Genomic DNA, 18,710 nt, shown 5'->3' with positions numbered 1-18,710 from the left:
CGTGAAGGCCGGCGCCAAGCTGGTCGGCCACGACGCGGGCCCGGTGCGCGCCCCGCTGACGGACCTGAACGAAGCCGAACTGGCCGAGCTCGATGTGCTGATCAAGAAGCTCGGCGCGCAGTAAGCCGGGATGTCGCCGGCCTTCGCGCCGGCGCGCCGCTGACGGAGAAAAACCCCTGGTTCCCTGGTGGAGCCGGGGGTTTTGTTTTTGGGGCGCGGTGGGAAAGGCTGGGCACAACGGCTTGGTATCGCCCTCTCCGGAGATGAAAGCACTCGATGTACAATCCACATCATTGATGTAGATTAAACATCACCAGCCAATTCGCCGTGGATGTGCCTGGTACATCCATGATGTTCATCCCGCACCGACGACACCATGATCAACGCCATGCTCAGTGAACTGTTTGGCGGCGCACAGCGCTTTTCCCTGCTCCGCGTGCTGTACCAGGATCCCGCCCACGGCCACACCACCATCGAGCTGGCACGGCTGGCCGGCGTGGATCGCGGCAATGTCTCCCGATGGCTGCGGCGCTGGACGGAAGTCGGCCTCGCGAAACGCGTCGAGCAGGGACGGCACATCACCTACCGGGCCGGGGACGACCCATTGCTGTCAGGGCTCACCGACATGGCCCGCCGCAGCGACGAGATCCTTGCCGACATCGCGAATGCCCTGCCCGAGGAAGCCGAGCTTGCCGTCATCTTCGGCTCGGTGGCCCGTGGCGAGGAATCGGCCCGCTCCGACGTCGACGTGCTGGTGCTGGGCGAGCGCCTGAGCAGCCTGAAGATCAACGCGCGGCTGAAGCCGGTCGGCCGGAAGCACCACCGCGAAATCCATGCGACCGTCGCCTCGCGCCGTGAATTCGAGCAGAAGCTGGCCGATGGAGAAGGATTCGCACGCAATGTGGTGGCGCACCCGGTGATTCCGATCAAGGGCGTCTTCGACTATGTTGCGTAACCCGGCTGCCCTGTCCCGGGACGAGCCCGAGCGGGTCAGGCAGGAACGGACCCGGAACCGGCAAACCATCCAGTCCCAATTGCGCGCCGCCGTGCAGAAATACCAGGATGCGCAAAATACCAGCGTGTCGGGGCCAACCCGACTCGATGCCGCCTACGACGCCATCCTGTTCTGCGCCCTGGCCGTGTTCGCGGCACAAGGTTATCGAATCAGCTCCGGCCCGGGCCACCATCGCGTCGCCATGGAGGGCCTGGCCGGCACGCTCGATTTCGGCACCGGCACGCACGACGAACTCGATACCCTGCTCGACCTGCGCAACAGCAAATACGAGGGCTTCGATTCGGTCGACCAGCAAACGCTGGCCGACGCCTTGCTGTTGTCGAACCGGGTTCTCGTCACCGTATCGGCCTGGCTGACCGAGCATCATCACGACATGATCGCGACCCGCTGATTTCCTTGCCCGAGCGGCATCGGCACCGCCCGCTGCGCGCATTCCAGCCGATCCCGCATTCGCACCAATCCCGCCCCGCGCCCTACAATGAGCGCCTCCCAACCCCGAACCGCCCCCCGCCGTGAGACGCAAGATGCCCGCGCTGAACGCGCTGAAAGCCTTCGAACTGGCCGGCCGGACCGGCAGCTTCACGCGCGCGGCCGAACTGCTCAACGTCACGCAGAGCGCGGTCAGCCGCCAGGTGCGCCAGCTCGAGAGCCAGCTCGGCGAATCGCTGCTGACGCGCCGCCATCACCAGCTCGAGCTGACCTCGGCGGGCCGCGTGCTGCTGCATGCGCTGCAGCAGTCCTTCGACAAGATCGAGCTGACCGTGCGCGGGCTCCAGGAAAAGCAGCACCAGAACCGGTTGCGCGTGAACGTGCCGCCGACCTTCGCCGCGCGCTGGCTGATGCCGCGCCTCACGCAATTGCGCGAGGCGCATCCGCAATACGAACTGAGCCTGACCACGCGGCTGGCCGACAGCCTCGGCACCTCGCGCCTGCTCGACTGCGCGGTGCGTTTCGGCGATGGCGAATGGGACGGCTTCGACAACGTGCTGCTGATGCACGAGCAGCACATCGCGGTCTGCTCGCCGGCGCTCTATGCACGCGTGCAGCACGACGGGCCGATCGACCTGAACCGCTTCACCCTGCTGCACGTGCTGGCCGCCGACGACCAGCGCTACCTGACCTGGCAGCACTGGCTGACCGCGGCCGGCATCGATGGCGTCGATACCCGCGGCGGCTACGAATTCGACCTGCTCGACCATGCGATCCGCGCCGCCGTCGACGGGCTCGGCATCACCATCGCGGATCGCCACATGGTGGCGCGCGAGATCGCGGCGGGCCAGTTGATGCAGGTGCTGAACGTGCATGTGGACGGCCGCCAATCGTATTGGTTCGTCACTCGTCCGGAACAGACCCAGGATCCTCACATCGCCCAGTTCCGCGAATGGCTGCAGCACCAGGTCTGGCTCTCGACGCACAACCTGCGGCCCTCCTCGCCGGCCGGCGCAATGCCCGAAGCCTGAATCCCAAGCCGATCGATACCGACTGGTCACGCCCGGATCGCCAGCCCCGGAAATCCTCGCAAGCTTGCATTTTCCTCACATTGCTCGATGCCACGCACATGGCATCGGGAATAACCCGAATGCCTCCAGTCCTGGTCCGATATGGCGCCGCGCCTTGCCGGCGAGCCTCGCCCGCCGATCCAGGCTCCGCGTCCTCCCCACCGAGTAACGTGAGTTTTTCGCAAGTTAGACGATAAAAATCGTCGCTTGTGATGCCTCCCCCGCATGACAACAATGGCCCCTGCCCGGCAGCGTGCCAGCGGGCGCGCCGTATCGCGACCGCCACGCTGCCTTCCCGGCCCTGGAGGAGAGTTGTCGATGCGTGACGAGCAGAACTACATCAACGGACGATTCGTGGAGACGGCCGACGCCGGCTTCCTCGGCGTCATCGATCCGGCTACCGGCGAATCGATCGGCCGCGTGCGCGCGGCCTCCGAAGCCGACGCGGTGGCGGCGGTGGCCGCCGCCAGCGAGGCGCAGCGCGCCTGGCGCCTGCTGCCGGCCGCCTCGCGCGCCGAGCTGCTGCGCAAGTTCGCCGACGCGATCACCGAACGCGCGCCCCGGATCGGCGCCGCGCTCGCGCTCGAATCGGGCAAGAGCCTCGAGGACGCGACCAACGAGGCGCGCTACGCCGCCGAGATCACGCGCTACCACGCCGAATGGGCGCGCCGCATCGAAGGCGAGATCATCCCCAGCGATTCGCCGAACGAGAACCTGTTCCTGCACCGCGAGCCGATCGGCGTGGTGGCGGCCCTGATCCCGTTCAACTACCCGATCTACACGCTGATGCGCAAGATCGCGCCGGCCCTGATCGCCGGCAACGCGGTGGTGGTGCGCCCCAGCAACCACACGCCGTGCTCGGCCTTCGAGGTCGCGCGCGCGGCCCACGCGGCCGGCCTGCCCGCCGGCCTGGTCAACATCCTGGCGATGGACCACGCCACCGCCGCGGTGCTCTGCACGCGGCCCGAAGTCGGCATGATCACGCTGACCGGCAGCGTCAACGCCGGCCGCATCGTGCTCGAATACTGCAAGAGCAACATCGCCAAGCCCTCGCTGGAACTGGGCGGCAAGACGCCGGCCATCATCGAGCCCGATGCGGACCTGGAGAAGGCAGCCGCCGCGCTGGTCGCCTCCAAGACCACGCATTGCGGCCAGCTCTGCACCGCGATCGAACGTGTCTACGTGCACGACAGCGTGCATGACCGCTTCCTCGCCCTGCTGCGCGAGAAGATGGCCGCCGTGAAGATCGGCGATCGCCGCGACAACCCCGCTTTGATGGGACCGCTCGCCAACGCCGCGGCGCAACAGCGCGTGCATGCGATGGTCGAGCGCGCGATCGCCGAAGGCGCGACGCTGGAAACCGGCGGCCAGTTGCCGGCCGGCCCCGGCTTCTTCTACCCCGCCACGCTGCTGTCGAACGTGCGCCAGGAGATGGAGATCGTGCGCGAGGAAAGCTTCGGCCCGGTGATGCCGGTGCTGCGCTACCACAGCCTCGACGAGGCGATCGCGCTGGCCAACGACCACCAGTTCGGCCTGTCCTCGGTGCTCTACACGGAAAACCATCGCGTCGCCCAGCGCGTCGCGAACGCGATCGAGGCGGGCGAGCTGTACGTCAACCGCACGCCGGCCGATCCGTACCAGGGTTATCACGCCGGCTGGAAGCGCTCCGGCCTCGGCGGCGACGACGGCAAGCACGGCATGCTCGAATTCACGCAGACGCGCCTGGTGGTGATGCACTACTGATGTCCCGGCGGGCGGCGCGCCCGACACGCGCGCCGCTCCATTTCAACGCAAAGCACGAAAACAATATTCGGAGACGCCAGCCCGAGCGGGCGCGTCCTCCTCAGGAGAACTCATCATGTCGGCGCAATCCCCTTCCTCCGCCGCGGCGCTTGCCGCGGAGCCCGCCGCCCGCGCGGGCCGCGCGCAACGTTACCTGCAGTTGCTGCTGCTGGTCGCGGCGGCCGGCGCGATCTATCCGATGCTGTACCTGCGGCAGGTCTACCAGCCGACCATGCTGTCGTTCTTCCATATCGACGACGTGCAGCTCGGCGTGCTCTATTCCTCGCTCGGCACCCTGTTCCTGGTCAGCTACCTGCCCAGCGGCTGGCTTGCCGATCGCATCTCGCCGCGCTTCCTGATCTGCTTCTCGCTGATCGGCACCGGCCTGCTGGGCTTCGTCTACGCCACCGCGCCGTCGTTCCCGCTGCTGGTGGCGGTGTTCTGCGGCTGGGGCATCACCACCGGCCTGACCTTCTGGGCCGCCGTGATCAAGCGCGTCAACATGATCGCCGGCGCCGACGAGCAGGGTCGCTTCTTCGGCCTGCTCGACGGCGGCCGCGGCCTGGTCGAGGCGCTGCTGGCCACCATCGCGATCTCGATCTTCGCCTACATGACGCAGTCGCGCGGCAGCAGCGACGCCAGCGGCTTCAAGCTGGTGGTGCACATGTACGCGGTGATCTGCATCGTGCTGGGCGTAATGATCGGCTTCATCCGCGATCCGCGCGCCGCCGCCAAGGGCGCCGCCGCCGCGCGCCAGGGCTCGCTGCTGGCCGACCTGCGCACGCTGGCCGGCAACCCCTCGCTGTGGCTGGTCGCGGCGATCGTGTTCTGCGGCTACCAGGTGTTCTGGGCCACCTACAGCTTCTCGGCCTACCTGCATGAAGGCGGTTTCGGCCTCAGCACCACGGCGGCCGGCTTCATCACCACCCTCAAGCTGTGGATGCGCCCGGTGGGCGGCATCGGCGGCGGCTTCCTCGGCGACCGCTTCTCGCGCGTCTCGGTGCTGGCCGTCTCGCTGGTGCTGGCCGCGCTCTCGCTGGTCGGCCTGGCGGTGGTGCCGGCCCACACGCCGCAGCTCATGCTGGTGGCGCTGGTGCTGTTCATCGGCATCCTCACCTACGCCGTGCGCGGCCTGTACTGGTCGCTGCTCGACGACTGCCGCGTGCCGGCGCACTGCTCGGGCCTGGCGATCGGCCTGATCTCCGTGCTGGGCTACTCGCCCGACGTGTTCGTCCCGCTGATCAACGGCTACGCGACCCAGAACTTCCCGGGCGCCACCGGCTACCAGATCTATTTCGGCTACATCGCGGCCATCGCACTGCTCGGCGCCGTCGCCGCGCTGGTGCTCAAGCGCCGCCTCTCCGCACAGAAGGAATCCTGATGAAAATCGTCTCACTCGAAACGTTCAGCGTCGCGGTCCCGCCGCCGCATGTCGGCGGCATGTACTGGTTGTTCGTCAAGCTCAGGACGGACGACGGCATCGAGGGCGTCGGCGAGATCTACGCCGCCACCTTCCATCCCGACGCGATGATCCCCGTGATCGAGGACGTGTTCGAGCGCCATCTGCTGGACCACGATCCGCACCACGTCGAGCGCTTCTTCCGCGCCTGCTATTCGAGCGGCTTCACCCAGCGCCCGGACCTGACGATGATGGGCGTGGCCAGCGGCCTGGAGATGGCGTGCTGGGACATCATCGGCAAGGCCGCCGGCAAGCCCGTCTACGAGCTGCTCGGCGGCAAGGTCAACGAGCGCCTGCGCTCCTACACCTACCTGTATCCGAAAAACGCCCAGGGCGAATACGACTACGACGATCCCGATCTCGCCGCCGAATGCGCGGCCGAGAACGTGAAACTGGGCTTCACCGCCGTCAAGTTCGACCCGGCCGGCCCCTACACGAACTACTCGGGCCACCAGCTCTCGCTGCCGGTGCTCGACCGCTGCGAAACCTTCTGCCGCAAGATCCGCGAGGCGGTGGGCAGCCAGGCCGACCTGCTGTTCGGCACGCACGGCCAGATGGTGCCGTCCTCGGCGATCCGCCTGGCCAAGCGCCTGGAGAAGTACGACCCGCTGTGGTTCGAGGAGCCGGTGCCGCCGGGCCAGGAGGAGGCGATCGCCGAAGTCGCGCGCCATACCTCGATCCCGATCGCCACCGGCGAGCGCCTGACCACCAAGTACGAGTTCCACAAGCTGCTGCAGGCGGGCGGCGCCTCGATCCTGCAGATGAACGTGGGGCGCGTGGGCGGCCTGCTCGAAGCGAAGAAGATCGCCACGCTGGCCGAGGTGCACTACGCGCAGATCGCCCCGCATCTGTACAACGGCCCGGTCGGCGCGGCCGCCAGCATCCAGCTCGCGGCCTGCACGCCGAACTTCCTGATCCAGGAAAGCATCATGACCTGGGGCGGCTTCCATTCCGAGGTGGTGAAGACGCCGATCCGCTGGGAAGACGGCTACATCATCCCGTCCAGCGAGCCGGGCCTCGGCATCGAGCTCGACATGGACGTGGTGCGCGCGCATACGCCCTACACGGGCAAGCGCCTGCACCTGCAGATGGCCGACAAGCCGGCCGACGTGAAAGACTACTCACCCGCCAAGGGCTGAGCTCGCCCAGCGCAGAGGCAGGAAGCAAGACATGGAATACGACTACATCATCGTCGGGTCCGGCTCGGCCGGCTCGATCCTCGCCGAACGCCTGAGCGCGGACGGCAGCCACACGGTGCTGGTGCTCGAGGCGGGCCAGCAGGACGATTCGTTCTGGTTCAAGGTGCCGGTGGGCTTCACCAAGACCTACTACAACCGCAAGTATAACTACATGTACTACAGCGAGCGCGAACCCGCGCTCGGCGATCGCGAGCTCTACTGCCCGCGCGGTAAGGTGGTGGGCGGCTCGGGCGCGATCAACGCGATGGTCTACGTGCGCGGCCAGCGCGGCGACTACGACGACTGGGCCGCGGCCAGCGGCGAGCGCGGCTGGTCCTACGAGCAGGTGCTGCCCTACTTCCGCCGCCTGGAGACGCATCCGCTCGCGCAGAGCACGCCCGAGTGGCACGGCGGCGAAGGCCGGATCCATGTCACGCCGATGACCGCGGACGTGCACCCGATCGTCCACCAGTTCCTGGCCGGCTGCGGCGAGCTGGGCCTGCCGAGCACGCCCGACATGAACGGCGCGCAGTTCGAGGGCGCCGGCATCTACGAGCTGAACACCAAGGATGGCGAGCGCTGCTCCAGCGGCGTGGCCTACCTGCATCCCTCGCTCTCGCGCAAGAACCTGACGCTGCTCAGCGAGGCGCTGGTGCGCCGCGTCAGCTTCGAGGGCAAGCGCGCGACCGGCATCGCCTACGCGCACCAGGGCCGCGAGCATCACGTCAGCGCGCGCCGAGAGGTGATCCTCTGCGCCGGCGCGGTCGATACGCCCAAGCTGCTGCAGCTCTCGGGCGTGGGCGATCCGGTCAAGCTGGCACGGCACGGCATTTCGACCGTGCATGCGCTGCCGGCGGTCGGCCAGAACCTGCAGGACCATCTGTGCGTGAGCTTCTACTTCAAGGCCAACCGGCCCACGCTCAACGACGAGATGGGCACGCTGTTCGGCAAGCTGAAGATCGGCCTGCGCTACCTGCTGCACAAGCGCGGCCCGCTGGCGATGAGCGTGAACCAGGCCGGCGGTTTCTTCCGCGGCGACGACGGGCTCGACGAACCCAACCTCCAGCTCTACTTCAATCCGCTCTCGTACCGGATCCCGAAGAGCAACCGCGCCAGCATCAAGCCGGAGCCGTATTCGGGCTTCCTGATCGCCTTCAATCCGTGCCGGCCCACCAGCCGCGGCTCGATCGAGCTGGCCTCGGGGCGCGCCGAGGACGCCGCGAAGATCCGCATCAACGCGCTGTCGACCGAGAAGGACCTGGCCGAGGCCGTGCAGGGCAGCAAGCTGATCCGCAAGCTGATGATGGCGCCCTCGCTGCGCGCGATGACGATCGAGGAGATCTCGCCCGGGCCGGCGGTGCAGAGCGACGAGGATTTCCTCCAGTACTTCCGCGAACAATCGGGCTCGATCTACCACCTGTGCGGCTCGTGCGCGATGGGCAGCGATGCCGCCACCTCGGTGGTCGACGCGCGGCTCAAGGTGCACGGCGTCGAGGCGCTGCGCATCGTCGACGCCTCGGTGTTCCCGAACATCACCTCGGGCAACATCAACGCGCCGACCATGATGGTCGCCGAGAAAGGCGCCGACCTGATCCTCGAGGATGCCGCCGCGGCGCCGGCCACGCGCAAGGTCCGCGCCACCAGCGCGGCCGCGATCGGCTGATTCCGTCGTCGTGCTCGCCGGCGCCGGCCTTACCCGGCTGCCGCCGGCTCCCCCGTTTCATCGCCCGCCCCTCAGGAGACGACCGCATGATGCCGAGCGCGCGGCACATGCGGAGGCGGGCGTCGTTCCACCGGCGCGCGAGAGCGGCTCGATCCGCCGCGAATCGCGCGCCGGCCCCAGCGCGAGCATCCGCCAGGCTCGCTCCCGGCACCTCAAACCAACCATAGACAGAAAGATCTGGAGATCGAAATGAAAAAGAGCATCGCGGCCCTGGCCGTCACGGCGGCCGTCGCCTCCCCCGCGTTCGCGCAGAGCAGCGTCACCCTGTACGGCGTGATCGACGAGGGGCTCAACTACACCAACAACATCGGCGGCAAGGGCGGCGCGGTGGAGCTGACGAGCGGCTACGCGCAGGGCAGCCGCTGGGGGCTGCGCGGCACCGAGGACCTGGGCGGCGGCCTGGCGGCCATCTTCACGCTGGAGAACGGCTTCGACGCGAGCTCGGGCAAGGCCCAGGAAGGCGGCCGCATGTTCGGCCGCCAGGCCTACGTCGGCCTGCAGGACAAGCGCTACGGCACGGTCACGCTGGGCCGCCAGTACGACTCGATGGTCGACTACTTCGCGCTCACCACGGCCAACGGCAACTGGGCCGGCTACCTGTTCTCGCATCCCTACGACAACGACAACACCGACAACTCGTTCCGCCTGAACAACTCGGTCAAGTACACCAGCCCCGACATCAACGGCCTGCATTTCGGCGGCACCTACGCGTTCAGCAACGACACCGGCTTCTCGAACAACCGCACCTGGAGCGCGGGCGCGCAATACGCGCGCGGCGGCCTGCTGGTGGGCGCCGCCTTCCTGCAGGCGAACAACCCGGGCGGGACCTCGGCCGGCGCGATCGCCAGCAACGACGCGAGCTTCATCGCCGAGCGCATGCGCCTGTTCGGGGTCGGCGTGAACTACACCTTCGGCATCACCACGCTCGGCTTCGCCTATTCGAATTCAAACTACAAGAACCCGACCGGCAACATCTACCTCGGCACGCCGGGGGCGATCGTCGCGCCGGGCACCACGCTCAATGCGCTCAAGTACCAGAACTTCGAGCTGAACGGCCTGCTGCAGCTGAGCTCCTCGTTCTTCGTCGGCGCCGAGTACGTGTTCTCGATGGAGAAGTACGATTCCTCGGCCGGCCGCGTGAGCCCGAAGATCCACACCGTCGGCCTGATGGCGGACTACAACCTGTCCAGGCGCACCGACATCTACCTGCAGGGCGTGCTCTCGAAGGTGACGGGCGATCGCACCAACTCGATCCTCGACTCGGGCTTCGTGCTCGGCACCGACGCGCCCTCGTCGACCTCGAACCAGGTGGCCGTGCGCCTGGCGCTGCGTCACAAGTTCTGATCGAAGCCGCTGCCGGGCCGCGCATCGAGCGGCCCGGCGAGGCACGAACGCAGACAGCCCGCTGCCGTCCGGCGCGGGCTGTCTGCTTTTGTGGTGTTTTGTAGCGCGTGCGGGGGCGCGCCATCTGGCCTGGCATAGAATGCGCTCCATCCCAGCCGATGGAGACCTCCATGTCGCTCGCCCTGCTGCTGCGCTGCCACGATCTCGACGAAACTCGCCGGTTCTACGAATCCGTGCTCGGTTTCAGCGTCCGCGCCTCGGCCGGCAACACACTCACGGCCGAGCTGGACGGCGACACGCTGCTGTTCACGGCGCAGGACCTCTGGCGCGCCGGCCCGGCGCTGAGCGGCACCATCTATTTCACGGTGCCGGACGTCGACGGCCTGTATGCCAGGCTCCAGGACCGGGCCGAGATCGCCTGGCCCTTGCAGGAGATGCCTTACGGCTCGCGCGAATTCGCGCTGAGCGACTGCAACGGCTACCTGCTCGCGTTCCAGCAGCAGCGCTGACTTTCCTTCCCCGCCTCAGGCGCCCGGCGTGCCGTCGGGCCGCGCCGCCGCATACAGCTCGCGCACGCTGTCGAGCGAGAAGGTGCCGAGCGCGCCGCGCACCGCATCGAGCGTCGCCTGGGTGACGGCCCGCGCCCGCTCGGTGCCCTCGGCCAGCACGCCGACCACATAAGCCGGATCGGCCGCCAACCGCTCGCGGCGCTCGCGGATCGGCGCGACGAAGGCCTGCAGCATCTCCTCCAGGCGCCGCTTGACCACCATGTCGCCCAGGCCGCCCGCCCGGTAGGCGGCCTTCAACCGCTCGACCTCGGCCACGTCGTCGTCGAACGCGTCGAGATAGGTGAACACCACGTTGCCCTCGACGGTGCCGGGGTCCGAGGCGCGCAGGTGGTTCGGATCGGTGTACATCTGGCGGACCGCCGCGCGGATCGCATCCTCGGAGGCCGCCAGCGAGATCGCATTGCCGAGCGACTTGCTCATCTTGGCCTTGCCGTCGATGCCGGGCAGCCGGCCCAGCGTCGGGATCAGCGCCTCCACCTCGGGCAGCAGCTCGATTCCGGTCTGGCGGTTCAGGCGCCGCACGATCTCGTTGGTCTGCTCGATCAGGGGCGCCTGGTCCTCGCCCACCGGCACCACGGTGGCGCGAAAGCCGGTGATGTCGGCCGCCTGCGCGACCGGGTAGCAGAGAAAGCCGGCCGGGATATCGCGCCCGAAGCCGCGCGCCTGGATCTCGTCCTTGATGGTCGGGTTGCGCTCCAGGCGCGAGACGGTGACGAAGTTCAGGTAGAGCAGGGTCAGCTCGGCCAGCGCGGGTAGCGCCGATTGCAGGCAGATGGTGGTCCTGGCCGGGTCGATGCCGACCGCCAGGTAGTCGAGCGCGACTTCCAGCACGTTGCGGCGGACCTTGTCGGGATCGTGCGCGTTGTCGGTCATCGCCTGGGTATCGGCGACCAGGATGTTCTGCTGGTGCGTATCCTGCAGCAGCAAGCGCGTGCGCAGCGAGCCGACGTAGTGGCCCAGGTGCAGCGGGCCGGTCGGGCGGTCGCCCGTCAGCACGACGGGTCGCGAGGCGTTTGCCTGAAGATCGGACATCGGGAGGTTCTCCGGTCGGGGAAGCCGCCACGGTGTGCCCTTGACTGACGGATGTCCCGATCCGCGTCGGCCGAACCGCGGCGGACATGGTCAGGAATCAGTCGAGACGATGCCGCGCCCTTCAGGAGCGGCGCCAATGGATCGGGAGAGGAAATCGGGCAATCGTCTGCATGGCCGCTAGGGTGCCACAGATCGGGACGCGACGGCGCATCGCCCATGCGCGGCGCGCGGGATTGCCTGGAGCCGGCTCGGCTCGCGTGCCCGGCGAAGCTGCTTCGGGCTGCGAAGCGATATGGCGCGAGGCCCGGCGCAAGACGAGACGCGAACTCGCCCGGAAACAAGCAAAAAAATCGGCTTCGACGCCGCCGCATCGAAGCCGACACAAGCACCAAACCAGCCCGCCGGCGGATCACGCCAGCGGGTCGGCTGGATTCGGCTTACTCGGCGCGGCCGTTGCGCAGGCGCGCGATACCGAGCGGATTGGCTTCGCGCAGGCTTTCCGGCAGCAGCGCTTCCGGGAAGTCCTGGTAGCAGACCGGGCGCAGGAAGCGGTCGATCGCGGTGGCGCCCACCGAGGTATACATGGCGTTCGAGGTGGCCGGGAACGGGCCGCCGTGAACCATCGCGTCACACACCTCGACGCCGGTCGGGAAGCCGTTGACGAGCAGGCGGCCGGCCTTGCGCTCGAGGATCGGCACCAGCTTGCGGGCGATCTCCAGGTCGGCGTCGTCCAGCTGCAGGGTGGCGGTGAGCTGGCCTTCCAGCGATTCGAGCACGGTCGCCACTTCGTCCAGGTCGCGGCAGCGCACGATCAGCGAGGCCGGGCCGAACACTTCGCCGCGCAGCGCATGCTCGCGCAGGAAGGTTTCGGCGCTCACGTCGAACAGCGCGCCCGACATCGCGCAACCGCCCTCGCCCGCGCCGCCGGTGCCGAGCTGGCGCACGCCCTCGGCGCCCTGCAGCTTCGCACGGCCGTTCGAGTAGGCTTCGGCGATGCCGCGCGTGAGCATGGTGCCGGCCGGCTTGCCGCCGAGCGCGGCCGAGGCGGCCTTCGAGAACGCGTCGAGCTCGGGGCCGTCGATCGCGATCACCAGGCCCGGGTTGGTACAGAACTGGCCGACGCCCATCGTCAGCGAGTCGACGAAGCCCTGGGCGATCTTCTCGCCGCGCGCCGCCAGCGCCGCCGGGAACAGCACGAAGGGGTTGATGCTGCTCATTTCCGCGTAGACGGGAATCGGCTCGGGACGCGCGTTGGCGAGGTTCACCAGCGCGAGGCCGCCCTGGCGCGAGCCGGTGAAACCGACCGCCTTGATCGACGGGTGCTTGACCAGCGCGGCGCCGATCACGCGGCCCGGGCCCATCAGCAGCGAGAAGGTGCCGGCCGGCATGTTGCTGCGCGCCACCGCGCGCTGGATCGCGCGACCCACCAGCTCCGAGGTGCCGAGGTGAGCCTCGTGCGCCTTGACGATCACCGGGCAGCCGGCGGCCAGCGCCGAAGCGGTGTCGCCGCCCGCCACCGAGAAGGCCAGCGGGAAGTTGCTGGCGCCGAACACGGCCACGGGGCCGAGCGGCAGCTTCTGCAAGCGCAGGTCGGCGCGCGGCAGCGGGGTGCGCTCAGGCATCGCCGGATCGACCGAGGCGCCGAGGAAATAACCGTCGCGCACCACGCGCGCGAACATCCGCAACTGGCCGACCGTGCGGCCGCGCTCGCCCTGCAGGCGCGCGGCGGGCAGGCCGGTTTCGGCTTGCGCGCGCTCGATCAGCGCCTCGCCGAGTTCGAGGATCTCGTCGGCGATCGCCTCGAGAAAGGCCGCGCGGCTTTCCAGCGGCGCCGAGCGATACGCGTCGAAGGCCTGCTGCGCCAGCGCGCAGGCGCGCTCGACCTCGGCCTCGCCGGCCGAACCGAACACCGGCTCGGCGATGGTCTCGCCGCGCGTCGGGTCGAAGGCGCGCACTTCGCCGGCCGTGCCCTTTACCGCCTCGGCGCCGATCAGCATCTCTCCAGTCAATTGCATCGCTATGCTCCGTCAGTCCAAAAAAGTTCGTGGCGCACATTGTAGCCCAACAGATACGATGACTGACTATAAGAATCTTCGCGACCCCGCATCCGCCCGAACCGCACATCCTATTGAACCGAAAGCCATTATTGCCGGTGGGGTGATCAGAGGGAAAACCCGGGTGGCCGCTGCCTGAAGCGGCTACTACACTCCCAAGTTGTACGATGACGTACCATTTGCCTCAAGGCATATAACAAGCATTTCCTCTCGCGCTCTCGCCAGGACACTCATGGAAGCGACCCGCACCGCCAATCCGGCCACCACGGCCAAACGGACCGCCGTCCGCTACTGGATCCTGCTGATGATCTTCGTCGTGACGACGCTGAACTACGCGGATCGCGCCACGCTGTCGATCACCGGCACGGCGATGCGCAAGGAATTCGGCATCGACGCGGTGCAGATGGGCTACATCTTCTCCTCGTTCAGCTGGGCCTATGTGCTCGCGCAACTGCCCAGCGGCTGGCTGCTCGACCGCTTCGGCGCGCGGCGCGTCTATGCGGGCAGCATCTTCCTGTGGTCGCTGTTCACCCTGCTGCAGAGCTCGATCGGCTTCGCCGGCAGCGCGGCGGCGGCCATCGCCGCGCTGTTCGTGCTGCGCTTCGCGGTCGGCATCGCCGAGGCGCCGGCCTTCCCGGCCAACGCCAAGGTGGTGGCGAGCTGGTTCCCCACCAGCGAGCGCGGCACCGCCTCGGCGATCTTCAACGCTGCCCAGTATTTCGCCGCGGTGCTGTTCACCCCGCTGATGGCCTGGCTCACGCACGCGTTCGGCTGGCATCACGTCTATCTGTGGCTGGGCCTGACCGGCATGGTGCTGGCCCTGGTGTGGATCCGCGTGGTGCGCAGCCCGGCGGAGCATCCGCGCGTCAACCAGGCCGAGCGCGAGCATATCGAGCAGGGCGGCGGCGTGATCGAGACGCACGGCCGCAACGCCTCGGCCGGCGCGCCCGAACGCCTGGCCGGCTGGTTCTACGTGCGCCAGATGCTCGGCAACCGGATGCTGATCGGCGTCTACATCGGCCAGTACTGCATCAACGTGCTCACCTATTTCTTCCTGACCTGGTTCCCGATCTACCTGGTGCAGGCGCGCGGCATGTCGATCCTGAAGGCCGGCGTGCTGGCCTCGCTGCCGGCGATCTGCGGCTTCCTCGGCGGCGTGCTGGGCGGCATGCTGTCGGACGGCATGATCAAGCGCGGCGTGTCGCTGACGATGGCGCGCAAGATCCCGATCATCGGCGGCATGCTGCTGTCGATGGCCATCATCGGCTGCAACTACGTGGACAGCGCGGCGCTGGTGATCGGCCTGATGGCCGTGTCCTTCTTCGGCAAGGGGATCGGCTCGCTGGGCTGGGCGGTGGTGGCGGATACCGCGCCGAAGGAGGCGATCGGCCTGTCGGGCAGCCTCTTCAACATGTTCGGCAACGCCGCCGGGATCGTCACGCCGATCGTGATCGGCTACCTGGTGGGCGCGAGCGGCTCGTTCAACGGCGCGCTGGTGTTCGTCGGCTTGAATGCGCTGGTCACCGTGCTCTGCTACCTGGTGATCGTGAAGGACATCCAGCGCGTGACGCTGCGCAAGCCGGGCGCCTGAGGCGATCGGTTTCGCCACTCGGCACGCTGCTTCGACGCGCGCCGGCACCGAGCGTGCCGGCGCGCGTTTTTCATTCGGGCACCCGGTTCAGCGGCGCCCCGCGGCCCAGTCGAGCGCCGCGTCGAACAACGCGATACCGGCCGGCGACAGGTTCGGGAAGGTGTCGTTGTCGAGGAAGCACATCACGCGCCGGGCCGGCGCGAGCGACTCGTAGTCCATCGTGGCGCCGCGCTCGTAGGCGAACAGCGCGGCCTTCTCGGGCTGGCCGTAGACGGTCGCGATGGTCGCCGCGCCGAGCCCGGGCCGGCCCCAGCTCATCGCCGCCTGCTTGCGGTAGACGTCGGCGGTGCCGGCCGGCAGCCCGGCCGCGATCGGATGCGGCGCGTTGACGATCCACAGATAACGCTCCTTGCCGGTCTCGCCGAAATCGACGTCGTGCCGCTTACCGGTCATCGCCAGGTCGTCGAGGAAATCGTTCTCCCAGGTCAGCAACGGCCTGGCGAGCTGGCGCCAGCCGGGCCGCACGTTCTTGGCCGAGACGGTCGAGGAAATCAGCACCAGCTCGGCATCGTCGGCCGCCGAGACGGGCGCGTCCTGGTCGACCAGGCGCACCGTGTAGCCGCGCTCGCCCAGATGGGCGGCGATCTGGCGATCCACCGCGAGGTTCGGGCCGCTCAACTGCACCAGCATCACGACGCGCGTCGCGCTCGCCGACGCGGTGCCCGGCAGCGGCGAGGCGCCGGCGGAATCGACGGCGGCGGCCCGCGTCGCCGCGCCTGCCATCAGGGCTGCCGCCGCACCAAGCCAGCGCCGCCGCGCCGCGCGCGGCGCCGGGCCCTTCGTATTCGATTCGGTATCCTGCCTGTCGACTGCATCGCTCATGTTCGGGCTCCGCTCAGAATTGCAGCGTGCTGGTCAGCAGCACTTGCCGCGCGTCGCCGATCGCGACGAAGTATCGATTCGCGCTCGACGGGTAATAGGTGCGGTTGAACAGGTTCTTGACGTTCAACTGCAAGCTCAGGTTCTGCTTGCCGATCTTCGTGTCGTAGCTCGCGAACGCATCGGCCAGCACATAGGACGGCAGCGTGAAGCTGTTGGCGGAATCGCCGGGCCGCGAGCCGATGTAACGCGCCGAGCCGCCGATGCGCAGGTCGTCGCCGCCGAACAGCGTGCCGACGTCGTAGACCGCGCCCAGCGAGGCGGTATTGCGCGCCACGTTCCACAGCCGGTTGCCGGTATAGAGCGGATCCTCGGTGGTCTTCGCGTCGATGTAGGCGTAGCTGGCGATCAGGTTCCAGTGCGCGCCGATGCGGCCCGTCATGTCGAGTTCGATGCCGCGCGAGCGCGCGCGTCCCGAGGTGCGCCAGTCGGTCAGCTTGGTCACGTCGTTGAACTGCGAGACCAGCACGTTCTTCTTGTCGATGTCGAACAGCGCGAGCGTGCCGGTCATGCCCGAGGGCATGTCGAGCTTGGCGCCCACCTCATAGGCGGTGGCCTGCTCGGGCGGCGTGGCGCCGTCGATGATATAGCCCGATGCCAGCGCCGCGATCGACGAGGTGGGCTTGAGCGACTGCGAATAGTTGCCGTACAGCGAGAACCAGTTGGTCGCCTTGTAGACCACCCCCACGCGCGGCAGCCACTTGGTGCCGTCGAGATTGGTGTTCGCCACGAAGGGCCGGCCCTTGCCCGCCACCTGGCTGTAGCGCATGAAGCGCACGCCGCCGGTGACCAGCCACTTGTCGCCGAGGTGCACCGTATCCTGCGCGAACAGGCCGAGCGCGTGCAGCTTGTCGGTCTGGTCACTGTCGGGTGGCGACACCGTCTCCGAGGGCGAGATCAACCCGTATACCGGGTTCAGGTAGCTGAACGGTATCGATACGGCCTGGCGCAGCAGGTCCCGTCGGTAGATGAGACGGTATTCGCTGTCGACCCCGAACTGCAGGTCGTGCCGCAGGCCGGCCAGGCGCAGCTTGCCGTTCACGTAGGCGATGCCGTAGCTGTCGCGGCTGTCCGCGCCGTGGGTCGCGTCGTCGCTGCGCGAGAGCGTGCCACGGGCGGTGTTCACGCCGGTGATGCGCACCTGGTTCGCGTCGTAGGTCTCGCGGTTGTAGCTGTAGCCGAGGTGGACGTTCCAGTCGGCGTTGAACTGGTGGTCGGCCTGCAACTGGAACAGGTTGGAGGCGCCGACCATGTTGTTCCAGGGCTCGTCGAGCCGCTCGCGCGCGGGAATCGCCAGCGGCTGGTTGGTGCGCGGGTCGAGCGCGGTGCCGCGATCGAAGGGATAGAGGAAGTCGCGATGCTCGTAGGACAGCACCACCTGCGTGTCGCGACCATACCAGGCGAGCTGCGGCGACACCAGCGTCTCGCGGCTGGTACCGAAGTTGCGCCAATAGGGCTCGTCCGAATGATCGACGATTAGCCGGTAGGCGAGCTTCGAGTCGCCGATCGGGCCGCTCAGGTCGAGCGTGACGTCGCCGCCGTTCTTGCCGTGGCCATAGGTTTCGCCGCTCACCGAGACGCTGTTCGAGCGCGTGAGCCGCGGCGCCTTGCCGATCACGTTGATCACGCCGCCCGGGTCCATGATCCCGTACAGCAGCGAGGTCGGCCCCTTCAGCACCTCGACGCTGTCGGCGGTGGCGTTCAGCGCGCGGCCCTGGATCACCGGCATGCCGTTGCGCATGATCGAGCCGTCGCGGTTGTCACCGAAGCCGCGCTTCATGATCGCGTCCTGCGTGCCGGCCAGCGTATTGCCCTGGGTGATGCCGCTGATGTTGCCGAGCGCGTCGTCGAGGTTGCGCGGTTTCTGGTCGCGCAGCACCTGGGCCGGCACGATATTGACGGCCTGTGCCGTGTCGAGCAGCGAGGCATCCGAGCGCGTCACGCCCGCCTCGCGCGAGGGGCGGTAGCTGTCGGCTTTCACGGCACGATTCCTGACCTGGATCGGCGCCAGCGCGATCGTCGCATCCGGCGCGGCGGCAGTGGCAGCGGCAGCGCCCGGGGCAGCGCGAACCAGCGTGTAGCCGCCGCCCGGCTGGCGCCGCGCGGCCAGGCCGCTGCCGGCCAGCAGCCGATCGAGCGCTTGCGGCACCTCGAAACTGCCGTTCAGCCCCGGGCTTTGCAGGCCCGCCACCTGGGCGGCCGGATAGGCCAGCAGGATGCCGGCCTCGCGGCCGAACCGGTTCAGCGCCGCCTCGAGCGAGCCGGCCGGAATCGCGTAGCGGCGCATGGCCGGTGCGCGATCGCTGGCGGCGGCCTGATCGGGCAGCGCGGTGGCGGCATCGGCGGCCATTGCCGCGGACGGCAGCAGCGCCGAAAGCAGCAGGACGGCCGCCAGCCGCGCCGCGATGCGGCTCGGCGCGAGCGGAGCCGGCACGGCGGTGGAGCGGGAAACGAGGGAGAACGGCCGCGGCGGCCGGATGAAACGGGTCGGTTGCATGATCGATGAATCGGGAAACGATGAGCGG

Annotated in this window: 14 protein-coding genes and 1 pseudogene; 11 read left to right on the top strand and 4 right to left on the bottom strand. The window is 68.3% G+C overall.

What is annotated here, in order from left to right; all coding sequences use genetic code 11:
- The 10 genes and pseudogenes from F3J18_RS09105 to F3J18_RS09060 form a co-directional block, all read left to right on the top strand.
- Window positions 1-124, top strand: a pseudogene (locus tag F3J18_RS09105) (5-dehydro-4-deoxyglucarate dehydratase); the annotation flags it as partial.
- Between the two features lie 252 nt (window positions 125-376).
- Window positions 377-955: a nucleotidyltransferase domain-containing protein gene (locus tag F3J18_RS09100; protein WP_025101908.1), complete on the top strand. Its 579-nt coding sequence runs from the start codon at window positions 377-379 to the stop codon at window positions 953-955.
- Window positions 956-1,079: 124 nt separating this feature from the next.
- On the top strand, window positions 1,080-1,406 hold the full coding sequence (locus tag F3J18_RS09095; RefSeq protein ID WP_152554562.1) for a hypothetical protein: 327 nt from the start codon (window positions 1,080-1,082) through the stop codon (window positions 1,404-1,406).
- Window positions 1,407-1,539: 133 nt separating this feature from the next.
- Complete coding sequence (locus F3J18_RS09090; protein WP_013689351.1) at window positions 1,540-2,475, top strand: LysR substrate-binding domain-containing protein; 936 nt, start codon at window positions 1,540-1,542, stop codon at window positions 2,473-2,475.
- Between the two features lie 357 nt (window positions 2,476-2,832).
- Complete coding sequence (gene aldA, locus F3J18_RS09085; RefSeq protein ID WP_166912613.1) at window positions 2,833-4,257, top strand: aldehyde dehydrogenase; 1,425 nt, start codon at window positions 2,833-2,835, stop codon at window positions 4,255-4,257.
- A gap of 115 nt (window positions 4,258-4,372) precedes the next feature.
- On the top strand, window positions 4,373-5,677 hold the full coding sequence (locus F3J18_RS09080; protein WP_166912612.1) for an MFS transporter: 1,305 nt from the start codon (window positions 4,373-4,375) through the stop codon (window positions 5,675-5,677).
- Window positions 5,677-6,894 carry a mandelate racemase/muconate lactonizing enzyme family protein gene (locus F3J18_RS09075; RefSeq protein WP_166912611.1) on the top strand — a complete coding sequence of 406 codons (1,218 nt, stop codon included), beginning with the start codon at window positions 5,677-5,679 and terminating at the stop codon, window positions 6,892-6,894. The genes F3J18_RS09080 and F3J18_RS09075 overlap by 1 nt, the downstream gene beginning before the upstream one ends.
- Before the next feature lie 31 nt (window positions 6,895-6,925).
- Window positions 6,926-8,596, top strand: coding sequence for a GMC family oxidoreductase N-terminal domain-containing protein (locus tag F3J18_RS09070; protein WP_025101914.1), 1,671 nt, complete (start codon window positions 6,926-6,928; stop codon window positions 8,594-8,596).
- A gap of 249 nt (window positions 8,597-8,845) precedes the next feature.
- Entirely contained in the window at window positions 8,846-10,000 is a 1,155-nt protein-coding gene (locus F3J18_RS09065) for a porin (RefSeq protein ID WP_166912610.1), read from the top strand.
- 170 nt (window positions 10,001-10,170) lie between these two features.
- On the top strand, window positions 10,171-10,509 hold the full coding sequence (locus F3J18_RS09060) for a VOC family protein (RefSeq protein WP_166912609.1): 339 nt from the start codon (window positions 10,171-10,173) through the stop codon (window positions 10,507-10,509).
- A 15-nt stretch (window positions 10,510-10,524) separates the two neighbouring features.
- Here the strand turns inward: F3J18_RS09060 and trpS are convergent, their stop codons facing one another.
- Together trpS and F3J18_RS09050 are read right to left on the bottom strand one after the other, a co-directional pair.
- Complete coding sequence (gene trpS, locus F3J18_RS09055) at window positions 10,525-11,601, bottom strand: tryptophan--tRNA ligase (RefSeq protein WP_166912608.1); 1,077 nt, start codon at window positions 11,599-11,601, stop codon at window positions 10,525-10,527.
- 437 nt (window positions 11,602-12,038) lie between these two features.
- Window positions 12,039-13,616 (bottom strand): aldehyde dehydrogenase (NADP(+)), encoded by a 1,578-nt coding sequence (locus F3J18_RS09050; protein ID WP_166912607.1) that lies wholly within the window; start codon window positions 13,614-13,616, stop codon window positions 12,039-12,041.
- 271 nt (window positions 13,617-13,887) lie between these two features.
- Here F3J18_RS09050 and F3J18_RS09045 point away from each other — a divergent pair, with 271 nt between their 5' ends.
- Window positions 13,888-15,246: an MFS transporter gene (locus F3J18_RS09045; RefSeq protein ID WP_025101919.1), complete on the top strand. Its 1,359-nt coding sequence runs from the start codon at window positions 13,888-13,890 to the stop codon at window positions 15,244-15,246.
- An 87-nt stretch (window positions 15,247-15,333) separates the two neighbouring features.
- Here F3J18_RS09045 and F3J18_RS09040 read toward each other — a convergent pair whose 3' ends face one another.
- Complete coding sequence (locus tag F3J18_RS09040) at window positions 15,334-16,029, bottom strand: hypothetical protein (protein ID WP_166912617.1); 696 nt, start codon at window positions 16,027-16,029, stop codon at window positions 15,334-15,336.
- 112 nt (window positions 16,030-16,141) lie between these two features.
- Window positions 16,142-18,682 (bottom strand): TonB-dependent receptor, encoded by a 2,541-nt coding sequence (locus F3J18_RS09035; protein WP_166912606.1) that lies wholly within the window; start codon window positions 18,680-18,682, stop codon window positions 16,142-16,144.
- Window positions 18,683-18,710 lie beyond the last annotated feature (28 nt).

Source organism: Burkholderia sp. Ax-1720 (genome assembly GCF_011753035.1).
Lineage (GTDB): Bacteria > Pseudomonadota > Gammaproteobacteria > Burkholderiales > Burkholderiaceae > Burkholderia > Burkholderia gladioli.
The sequence above is the reverse complement of the archived record's forward strand: the minus strand, read 5'-3'. Positions and strand labels throughout refer to the sequence as shown.

Bases quoted from the DNA above. Each gene is read 5' to 3' on its own strand.
- F3J18_RS09100 (WP_025101908.1), top strand. From the start codon at position 377: ATGATCAACGCCATGCTCAGTGAACTGTTTGGCGGCGCACAGCGCTTT.
- F3J18_RS09090 (WP_013689351.1), top strand. From the start codon at position 1,540: ATGCCCGCGCTGAACGCGCTGAAAGCCTTCGAACTGGCCGGCCGGACC.
- aldA (WP_166912613.1), top strand. From the start codon at position 2,833: ATGCGTGACGAGCAGAACTACATCAACGGACGATTCGTGGAGACGGCC.
- F3J18_RS09080 (WP_166912612.1), top strand. From the start codon at position 4,373: ATGTCGGCGCAATCCCCTTCCTCCGCCGCGGCGCTTGCCGCGGAGCCC.
- F3J18_RS09075 (WP_166912611.1), top strand. From the start codon at position 5,677: ATGAAAATCGTCTCACTCGAAACGTTCAGCGTCGCGGTCCCGCCGCCG.
- F3J18_RS09070 (WP_025101914.1), top strand. From the start codon at position 6,926: ATGGAATACGACTACATCATCGTCGGGTCCGGCTCGGCCGGCTCGATC.
- F3J18_RS09065 (WP_166912610.1), top strand. From the start codon at position 8,846: ATGAAAAAGAGCATCGCGGCCCTGGCCGTCACGGCGGCCGTCGCCTCC.
- F3J18_RS09060 (WP_166912609.1), top strand. From the start codon at position 10,171: ATGTCGCTCGCCCTGCTGCTGCGCTGCCACGATCTCGACGAAACTCGC.
- trpS (WP_166912608.1), bottom strand. From the start codon at position 11,601: ATGTCCGATCTTCAGGCAAACGCCTCGCGACCCGTCGTGCTGACGGGC.
- F3J18_RS09050 (WP_166912607.1), bottom strand. From the start codon at position 13,616: ATGCAATTGACTGGAGAGATGCTGATCGGCGCCGAGGCGGTAAAGGGC.
- F3J18_RS09045 (WP_025101919.1), top strand. From the start codon at position 13,888: ATGGAAGCGACCCGCACCGCCAATCCGGCCACCACGGCCAAACGGACC.
- F3J18_RS09040 (WP_166912617.1), bottom strand. From the start codon at position 16,029: ATGGCAGGCGCGGCGACGCGGGCCGCCGCCGTCGATTCCGCCGGCGCC.
- F3J18_RS09035 (WP_166912606.1), bottom strand. From the start codon at position 18,682: ATGCAACCGACCCGTTTCATCCGGCCGCCGCGGCCGTTCTCCCTCGTT.